This is a genomic window from Intrasporangium sp. (assembly GCF_035280925.1).
GTDB lineage: Bacteria > Actinomycetota > Actinomycetes > Actinomycetales > Dermatophilaceae > Intrasporangium.
In genome coordinates this window covers 1-7,679 of record NZ_DATEEY010000198.1, presented here as the reverse complement: position 1 = coordinate 7,679, position 7,679 = coordinate 1, and the positions used below count along the sequence as shown (strand labels likewise).

The 7,679-nt window shown below is 69.8% G+C and carries 10 protein-coding genes; 8 read left to right on the top strand and 2 right to left on the bottom strand.

The window, feature by feature from the left end; translation table 11 throughout:
• The 7 genes from VJN29_RS17835 to VJN29_RS17805 form a co-directional block, all read left to right on the top strand.
• Window positions 1-514 (top strand): SRPBCC family protein (locus VJN29_RS17835; protein ID WP_324144985.1); only part of this gene is annotated, 514 nt, incomplete at its 5' end.
• 85 nt (window positions 515-599) lie between these two features.
• Window positions 600-839, top strand: a complete 240-nt coding sequence (locus tag VJN29_RS17830) for a hypothetical protein (protein WP_324144984.1) — start codon at window positions 600-602, stop codon at window positions 837-839.
• Window positions 840-1,018: 179 nt separating this feature from the next.
• Window positions 1,019-1,579 carry a GNAT family N-acetyltransferase gene (locus VJN29_RS17825; RefSeq protein WP_324144983.1) on the top strand — a complete coding sequence of 187 codons (561 nt, stop codon included), beginning with the start codon at window positions 1,019-1,021 and terminating at the stop codon, window positions 1,577-1,579.
• 278 nt (window positions 1,580-1,857) lie between these two features.
• Entirely contained in the window at window positions 1,858-3,768 is a 1,911-nt protein-coding gene (dnaK, locus tag VJN29_RS17820; protein ID WP_324144982.1) for a molecular chaperone DnaK, read from the top strand.
• The gene (locus VJN29_RS17815) at window positions 3,765-4,502 is read left to right on the top strand and encodes a nucleotide exchange factor GrpE (RefSeq protein ID WP_324144981.1); all 738 of its coding nucleotides are present in this window, start codon (window positions 3,765-3,767) and stop codon (window positions 4,500-4,502) included. Before dnaK ends, VJN29_RS17815 begins: the two co-directional genes overlap by 4 nt.
• A 42-nt stretch (window positions 4,503-4,544) precedes the next feature.
• On the top strand, window positions 4,545-5,537 hold the full coding sequence (locus VJN29_RS17810; RefSeq protein WP_324144980.1) for a DnaJ C-terminal domain-containing protein: 993 nt from the start codon (window positions 4,545-4,547) through the stop codon (window positions 5,535-5,537).
• Window positions 5,538-5,610: 73 nt separating this feature from the next.
• Window positions 5,611-6,072 carry a heat shock protein transcriptional repressor HspR gene (locus tag VJN29_RS17805; RefSeq protein ID WP_324144979.1) on the top strand — a complete coding sequence of 154 codons (462 nt, stop codon included), beginning with the start codon at window positions 5,611-5,613 and terminating at the stop codon, window positions 6,070-6,072.
• 107 nt (window positions 6,073-6,179) lie between these two features.
• Here the strand turns inward: VJN29_RS17805 and VJN29_RS17800 are convergent, their stop codons facing one another.
• The gene (locus VJN29_RS17800; RefSeq protein WP_324144978.1) at window positions 6,180-6,506 is read right to left on the bottom strand and encodes a type II toxin-antitoxin system PemK/MazF family toxin; all 327 of its coding nucleotides are present in this window, start codon (window positions 6,504-6,506) and stop codon (window positions 6,180-6,182) included.
• A 5-nt stretch (window positions 6,507-6,511) separates the two neighbouring features.
• Window positions 6,512-6,751 carry an antitoxin MazE5 gene (locus VJN29_RS17795; protein WP_324144977.1) on the bottom strand — a complete coding sequence of 80 codons (240 nt, stop codon included), beginning with the start codon at window positions 6,749-6,751 and terminating at the stop codon, window positions 6,512-6,514.
• Between the two features lie 262 nt (window positions 6,752-7,013).
• On the opposite strand from VJN29_RS17795, the gene wecB reads away from it, so the two are divergent.
• On the top strand, window positions 7,014-7,679 hold a 666-nt coding region (gene wecB / locus VJN29_RS17790; RefSeq protein ID WP_324144976.1), incomplete at its 3' end, for a non-hydrolyzing UDP-N-acetylglucosamine 2-epimerase.

Sequence of the window (7,679 nt, the reverse complement as noted above, 5' to 3'; positions counted from 1 at the left end):
GATCTCCGACGCGCGACGCGTCGCGACGCGGGCCATCACCATCGACGCTCCGCCAGACGCCGTCTGGCCGTGGGTCGCCCAGCTGGGACAGGGACGCGGTGGCCTGTACAGCCATGACTGGCTCGAGAACCTCGCCGGATGCGACATCCACAGTGTCGACCGAATCGTGCCGGAGCTGCAGACGGTCGACGTGGGCGACGAGGTGCGGCTGCACCCGCAGGTCGCGCTGACGGTCTGGTCCGTGGAGCCGGGCTCGCATCTCGTGCTCCGACCCGGGCCCGTGGGACGGCAGGGCGGCGGTCTGGACGGAGCTCCCTTCGACTACACGTGGGCCTTCGTGCTCCGCCGGCATCCCGGCCGGAGGACCCGGCTGCTCGTGCGGGAGCGCTACGCCCTCCTCCGTCCCAGCGCCGTCGCGATCGTCGAACCCCTCGCCGTCGTCAGCGCGTTCATGGGGATCAAGCAGCTGCGCGGCATCCGCGATCGGTCGGCTCGGACGGCCGCGGAACGTTGACGCCGTCGTGGCGGCGCGGCTCGTTTGGGCCGCCAGGGCAGGGGTAAGCGTCGACCATCAGGCAATGGATCCAACGGGAGAAGCCATGTCGACGAGCAACACCGAGACCGGCAACATCACCGGCACCAGGGACAAGGACTACAACCTGATCTGGTTCGTCGAGAGCTGCCTCAACAACGCCCTGCGGTTGGAGCAGTACCAGGCCGACGCGAAGCGCGACGGCGACACCGAGGTGGCTGAGCTGTTCGCGAAGGCTCAGGCCGACAGCCGCAAGGGCGCCGAGCTCGGCAAGGCCCTGCTCCGCCAGCGGCTCGGCAGCGCCTGAACGAGCCAACCCTTCCGATGCCCTTGGCGCCGCGCGTCCGGGGCACCGGCGGGTCCGCCGACCGCTACGTCTCCAGCGCCTTCGCGCCGACTCAGCCACTGCCGGACTGGCTGCGCAGCTTTCCGGAGCACCAACGCACGCGGTGGACCCCGGTCGTCCCCGATCGCGAGGATGGCTCCGTGCGGACTGGAGAGACTGCTGACCTCGAGATTGCCTGGCCCCTGTCGGATTCCCGGTTGACCATCCGGCCCGCCTCAGTGGCGGACGCCGACGCGTTCTTCGAGTACCAGCGACGTCCGGAGGGCCAGCGGTACATCTCGCGCATCCCGGCCACGATCGTGGGCGCACGGGCCATGGTCGCGGAGCGCACCTCGACAGCGGGCGAACTGCTGTGCGCCATCGTGGTCGATGGTCAGGTGGTCGGAGACATCGGCGGTCGGCGCTACCGGCCCGGATCGCTGGGCCCCGAGCCGCAGGCGTGGGACTTCCGACTCGGCTACTCGGTTCACCCCGGAATGTGGGGCAAGGGAGTGGCCAGCGGCGCCGTCGCCCTGCTCGTGCCCGCGCTGCACCACCAGGCGGGGATTCGCCGGATCGTCGCGAAGGTGTTCGCGGACAACCAGGCATCGATCCGGGTCCTGGTGAAGAACGGTTTCCGGCTCGAGGGCACCGAGCGCGCAGCCGTTCTCGGACGGGACGGCGGCTGGCTGGACGACTGCACGCTGGCCCACCTGTCATGAGCGCGTAGCCGTAGCGCGGTTCTCCCACCTTCGCACCCAGTGGGGAGTGACCGACACGCCTCCGGCTGGCGGGGAACAATCCTGGGAGGCGTAAAGTTGAGTCTGACGGACGCAAGATTTGCGAGTGCGGCTTTGACAACATGAGGCTGCAGGGAGCAGATTGAGCGGCGAACACAGGCCAACACCACAGACCGAACCCGGCCCGAGCACGACTGAGCCAGCCCATGGGAGCGAGCTCAGCGGCATACGGCCCCATCTGGAAACCAAGGAGATCACTCATGGCACGTGCGGTCGGAATCGACCTCGGTACCACCAACTCGGCCGTCTCCGTCCTCGAGGGCGGCGAGCCGACCATCATCGCGAACGCTGAGGGCGGCCGCACCACCCCGTCCGTCGTCGCGTTCAGCAAGAACGGCGAGGTGCTCGTGGGCGAGGTCGCCAAGCGCCAGGCCGTCACCAACGTCGACCGGACGATCCGGTCGGTCAAGCGCCACATGGGCACCGACTGGAAGACGCCGGAGATCGACGGCAAGTCCTACACGGCGCAGGAGATCAGCGCCCGGATCCTCCAGAAGCTCAAGCGCGACGCGGAGTCCTACCTCGGCGAGACGGTGACCGACGCGGTCATCACCGTGCCGGCGTACTTCGAGGACCACCAGCGCCAGGCCACCAAGGAGGCCGGTGAGATCGCGGGCCTCAACGTCCTGCGCATCGTCAACGAGCCCACCGCGGCGGCGCTCGCCTACGGCCTCGACAAGGGCAAGGAGGACGAGCTCATCCTCGTCTTCGACCTCGGCGGCGGCACCTTCGACGTGTCCCTCCTCGAGGTCGGCAAGGACGCCGAGGACGGCTTCGCGACGATCCAGGTACGGGCGACCAACGGCGACAACCACCTCGGTGGCGACGACTGGGACGACGTCATCGTCCAGCACCTCATCACGCAGGTGAAGAACAAGACGGGCCAGGACCTGGCCAAGGACAAGATCGCGATGCAGCGCCTCCGTGACGAGGCCGAGCGCGCCAAGAAGGAGCTGTCGTCGGCGACCTCGACGAACATCTCGGCGCAGTACATCTCGATGACGCCCGAGGGCCCCATCCACCTGGACGAGTCGCTGACTCGTGCGCAGTTCGAGCAGATGACCAAGCACCTGCTCGACCGGACCAAGGCTCCCTTCCAGCGCGTCATCGACGACGCCGGCATCAAGATCTCCGACATCGACCACGTGGTCCTCGTCGGCGGCTCGACCCGCATGCCGTCCGTGGCCAACCTCGTCAAGGAGATGGCCGGCCAGGAGCCCAACAAGGGCGTCAACCCGGACGAGGTCGTCGCGGTCGGTGCGTCGCTGCAGGCCGGTGTCCTCAAGGGGGAGCGCAAGGACGTCCTGCTCATCGACGTCACGCCGCTCTCGCTCGGCATCGAGACCAAGGGGGGCCTGTTCACCAAGCTCATCGAGCGCAACACGGCCATCCCGACCAAGCGCTCCGAGATCTTCACCACGGCCGACGACAACCAGCCGTCGGTGCTCATCCAGGTCTTCCAGGGTGAGCGCGACATCGCGCAGCACAACAAGTCGCTCGGCACGTTCGAGCTCACCGGCATCGCCCCGGCGCCGCGCGGTGTGCCGAAGATCGAGGTCACGTTCGACATCGACGCCAACGGCATCGTCAACGTCTCCGCCAAGGACCAGGGCACCGGCAAGGAGCAGAAGATGACGATCACCGGCGGATCGGCCCTCTCCAAGGAGGAGATCGACCGCATGGTCAAGGACGCCGAGGCGCACGCCGAGGAGGACCGCCAGCGTCGCGAGCAGGCCGAGGTCAAGAACCAGGCCGAGCAGCTCGTCTTTTCCACCGAGACCTTCCTCAAGGAGTCGGGCGAGAAGGTGCCGGCGGACGTCAAGACGCCCGTCGAGGAGGCGCTCGCCGACCTCAAGGGCGCGGTTGCCGAGGCCTCGGAGGCCAGTGTCGAGGACATCAAGGCCAAGATCGAGGCGCTCAACACGACGTCACAGGCCATGGGACAGGCGGTGTATGCCGCTGAGTCCGCTTCCGCTGCCGCCGCCGGTTCCGCCGGGGCGGGGTCGGACGGGTCTTCGGCCGGCCAGGGTGCCTCGGCCTCGGATGGCACGGAGGACGACGTCGTCGACGCCGAGGTCATCGATGACGAGGACGTGAAGGACGCGAAGTGACCACCAGTGATCCCCAGGGCGTGACCCCCGAGGACCTGACCCGGGAAGGCGCCGGACGCGAGCCGGCCGGCGCCGACCAGGGTGTCGGGGGTGCCGGCGGCGACGCCGGCATCCCGCCCCGGTGGGGTTCCCCCAAGCACACGTACTACGAGGGCGGTGCCGGCGCGTCGGCGGAGCCGGGCGGTGACGACGAGTACGACCATGCGTCAAACCAGGCGCCCGGCCAGACGCCCGGCCCGGCGCCCGACCAGGCGCCCGGCGCTGAGGAGGCCGCCTCGGACGGACCCGAGGCGGCGCTGGCGGAGGAGGACACCATGGCGGCGACGCTGCTCGCCGACCTGCAACGGCTCCAGGCGGAGTACGTCAACTACAAGAAGCGCGTCGACCGGGACCGTGACGTGATCCGGCACGCGGCGGTCGGCGGCGTCGTCGAGTCGCTCCTGCCGGTGCTCGACGACATCCACTCGGCCCGGGAGGCCGGTGCCCTCGAGGACGGCCCCTTCGCGGCCATCGCGGAGAAGCTCGAGTCGATTCTCGGGCGGTTCGGCGTGGAGCGGCTGGGCGAGAAGGGCGAGGAGTTCGACCCGACGGTCCACGAGGCGCTCATGCACGTGGAGGCGGAGCTGCCCGAGGAGGCGACCGGCACGACCGTCGTGCAGGTGATCCAGCCCGGATACCGGATCGGCGAGCGGCTCGTGCGGGCCGCCCGCGTGTCGGTGGCGGACCCCGCTTGACTGGCGGCGGGACGGGCAAGATGAGAGGAACGGAGGTGCGCCATGGCTAGCCAGGACTGGTTCGAGAAGGACTTCTACGCGATCCTCGGCGTGCCCCAGGACGCAGACGCCGCGACGATCAAGAAGAAGTACCGCAAGCTCGCCCGGGACCTGCACCCCGACCACAACGTCGGTGATGCGAAGGCCGAGGAGCGGTTCAAGGAGATCGGCGAGGCCTACGCGGTCCTGTCCGACCCTGAGCAGCGCCGCGAGTACGACGCGATCCGGGCCATGTCCCACGGCGGTGCGCGGTTTGCTCCCGGCGGCGCGGGCGGCTTCGAGGACATCTTCGCGAACTTCGGCGGCGGCGAGCAGGTCCGCTTCGGCACCGGCGGTGCCCAGCCGAACATCGAGGACCTCCTCGGTCAGATGTTCGGCGGCGGGGGTGCCGGCTTCCCGGGTGGGGGCACGTATCCCGGTGGGTTCGGCTCCACCGCCGGGCCACGCGCCGGCGCCGACGTCTCGGCCTCGACGCGGATCGGCTTCCGCGAGGCGGCCGAGGGCTCGACGGTCACCCTGACGTCGCCGGAGCTCGGCCGGATCACGGCCCGGATCCCACCGGGTGTCAAGGACGGTCAGAAGATCAAGCTGCGCGGCAAGGGCCGCCCGGGCGACCCGGGCGCGCCGGCCGGCGACCTCATCCTGACCGTGTCGGTCGACAAGCACCCGGTCTTCGGCCGCGAGGGCGACAACCTCACGGTCGACCTGCCCGTGACCTTTGCCGAGGCGGCACTCGGCGCGACCGTTGCCGTGCCGACGCTCGACGGCGGGTCGGTCAAGGTCAAGATTGCGCCCGGCACTCCCAGTGGCCGGGTGCTCCGGCTCCGGGGCCGCGGCATCAAGCGCGGCGACAAGGCAGGAGACCTGCTCGCCAAGGTCCAGGTCGTCGTGCCGCAACGCCTGACCGACGAGGCGCGCGAGGCGATCGAGAAGATGGCCAAGGCCGAGGACGGCGAGGACCCGCGGGCGGACCTCTTCCAGCGGGCCCGGCTCTGAGGCTCTCCCCGGTGCGAGCCGGTGAGAGCCAGGAACGAGCGGAAGGACGAGCAATGAGATGAAGGTGGTGACGATGGCACGGACGAACCAGCACCCCATGGCGCCGGACGACGAGACCCCGGTCTTCGTCATCTCCGTCGCTGCCCAGCTCGCCGGCATGCACGCCCAGACGCTGCGGCAGTACGACCGACTCGGGCTGGTCTCCCCGTCCCGCACGCAGGGCGGTGGCCGCCGCTACAGCGGTCGTGACGTGTCGCTGCTGCGCGAGATCCAGCGACTCTCCCAGGACGGCGTGTCGCTCGCCGGCATCCAGCGCATCCTCGACCTCGAGAACCAGGTCGAGGCGCTCCGGTCCCGCGTCGCGGAGCTGGTCATGGAGCTGGACACCGCACGGTCCACCCTCGCCCGGGAGCGCTCGGGCGAGCGGGTCTTCGCGGCGGGTCCGCGCGGCGACGTGGTCGCGGTCCGTCCGGGCCAGCGGCCGAAGCGCACGTTCGCCTCCCAGGCGCTCGTGGTGTGGCGACCGCAGCGCTGACATCCGTTCGAGGTATTCGGTTCGAGGTATTTGGTTGGAGGTATGCGTCCGCTCCCCTGAGCGGATTCGTACCTCGAACCGGCGCTCAGGGATCGGGAAAGCACCGTTCAGCGGGGCTCGGGGCAGCCGACCGCGACGGCCAGCGCCCCGCAGACCCGCCGCATCCGTTCCTCGCTGAGCCGGCCGAGTCGCTCGACGAGGAGGCTGAGCGAGACGGACTGGACCGAGTCGAGGCTCGCGACGCAGGCGCACGGAACTGGCTCAGTCCGGGGATCGAGGTCGACTTCGGACGGCAGTCCCCGCACCCTCGTCGTGCACGGCGCGACGAGCGCCCGGCGCAAACCCCGGATGGCCGCATCCCGCGACAGCACGACGACCGGACGGCGCCCGAAGGACGGTGACTCGCTCCACCAGACGTCACCGTGCTCCGGCACGGGCGTCACGATGCGCCCGAATGTTGGCGCCACGAGGCGAGGTCGCCCCACGCATCGGGCGATTCCAGCGGTTGGTCGGCGTACGCCCGCTCGTAGTCCGCGTCGATGGCGGCCGACCGCTGACTCGCGAGCAGGGCTCGCAGGGCGGCCTCGAGCAGGGATGCATCGGTCGGCCCGCCATGGGCCTCTCGAGCGGCTTGAAGCAGCTCCGCATCGACGGTCGTGCTGACGCGAACTCGGGCCATGCCACGATCATGCTACGTATCTGCTACTCGCTGTCGACGGTCATGTCCTGAGGGGCATTCCTGTGCCGCTCCGTCGGGTCCCGACCGACCCGAAGGTGGGCGTGGGCCTGGGAGCGAGCTCAGCGGCATACGGCATGGTTGGCTGGAAGACGCGGTGTGGTGGCGTGGCGAGGCACTTCATGAGGGGCGGCGTGGCTGAGCCATTCCGGGGCCGGAGCCTCCCGCGGGTAGGCTGTGCCGCTGGAACGGCAGGAGGACCCCCATGTACCGCGTCATGACCATCTACGGCACTCGCCCCGAGGCCATCAAGATGGCGCCCCTCGTCGGTGAGCTGCGCCGGCACGACCAGCTCACCCCCGTGGTGGCGGTCACCGGGCAGCACCGGGAGATGCTCGACCAGGTCAACAACCTGTTCGGCATCGAGCCGACCCACGACCTCGACCTCATGACGCCCGGCGCGACCCTCGCGGAGATCACCTCCAGGACGATCCTGGCGACCTCGCACCTGCTCCAGGACGTGCGGCCCGACGTCGTCGTCGTCCAGGGCGACACGACGACGGTACTCGCCGCGGCGTTGTCCGCGTTCTACGAGAAGATCCCGGTCGTCCACCTCGAGGCGGGCCTGCGGACCGGCAACATCTACTCGCCGTTCCCGGAGGAGGTCAACCGCCGGCTCACGTCACCGCTGGCCTCGCTGCACCTGGCGCCGACGTCGACGTCGAAGGCAAACCTGCTGCGCGAGGGGATCGACGAGGCCACCATCCCGGTCACGGGCAACACGGTCATCGATGCCCTGGAGTGGACGACGACCCAGCCGGTCGAGTTCAGCGACCCGCGGGTCGGGCAGATCGTCGATGCCGCCAAGGCGGGGAGCAGGCTGCTGCTCGTCACCTCGCACCGGCGCGAGTCGTGGGGCGACCGGATGACC

Bases quoted from the DNA above. Each gene is read 5' to 3' on its own strand.
- VJN29_RS17830 (WP_324144984.1), top strand. From the start codon at position 600: ATGTCGACGAGCAACACCGAGACCGGCAACATCACCGGCACCAGGGAC.
- dnaK (WP_324144982.1), top strand. From the start codon at position 1,858: ATGGCACGTGCGGTCGGAATCGACCTCGGTACCACCAACTCGGCCGTC.
- VJN29_RS17810 (WP_324144980.1), top strand. From the start codon at position 4,545: ATGGCTAGCCAGGACTGGTTCGAGAAGGACTTCTACGCGATCCTCGGC.
- VJN29_RS17805 (WP_324144979.1), top strand. From the start codon at position 5,611: ATGGCACGGACGAACCAGCACCCCATGGCGCCGGACGACGAGACCCCG.
- VJN29_RS17795 (WP_324144977.1), bottom strand. From the start codon at position 6,751: ATGGCCCGAGTTCGCGTCAGCACGACCGTCGATGCGGAGCTGCTTCAA.